The organism is Corallococcus exercitus (assembly GCF_003611585.1).
GTDB classification, from domain to species: Bacteria; Myxococcota; Myxococcia; order Myxococcales; family Myxococcaceae; genus Corallococcus; species Corallococcus exercitus.
Map to the genome: position 1 here is coordinate 1 of NZ_RAVW01000937.1, position 398 is coordinate 398.

The 398-nt window shown below is 72.9% G+C and carries 1 protein-coding gene; it reads left to right on the forward strand.

What is annotated here, in order from left to right:
* Positions 1–398 (forward strand): AMP-binding protein (locus tag D7W79_RS42965; RefSeq protein WP_147442405.1); only part of this gene is annotated, 398 nt, incomplete at both ends.

Consider the following 398-nt stretch of genomic DNA (forward strand, 5'->3'; position numbering starts at 1 on the left):
CTGGGCGTGCGTCCGGGCACTCTCGTGGCGCTGGGCCTGGGGCGCTCGCTCGACCTCATCGTCGCCCTCCTGGGCGTCCTCAAGGCCGGCGCGGCCTACGTCCCCCTGGACGTGAGCTACCCCCACGAGCGCCTCGCGATGCTGCTGGAGGACTCCGGCGCGCCCGTGATGGTGACCCGCTCCGACTGGGAGCAGAGCCTTCCGTCGTTCTTCGGCACCACCCTGCTGCTGGACGACGACGCCGCGATGCTCTCGCGCAAGCCCACGCACGCGCCCGTCGTGCCCACCTCGGCCGACAGCCTCGCCTACGTGATGTTCACCTCCGGCTCCACCGGCCGGCCCAAGGGCGTCATGGTGGCCCACCGCGGCGTCGTGCGGCTGGTGTGCGGCGCGTCCTA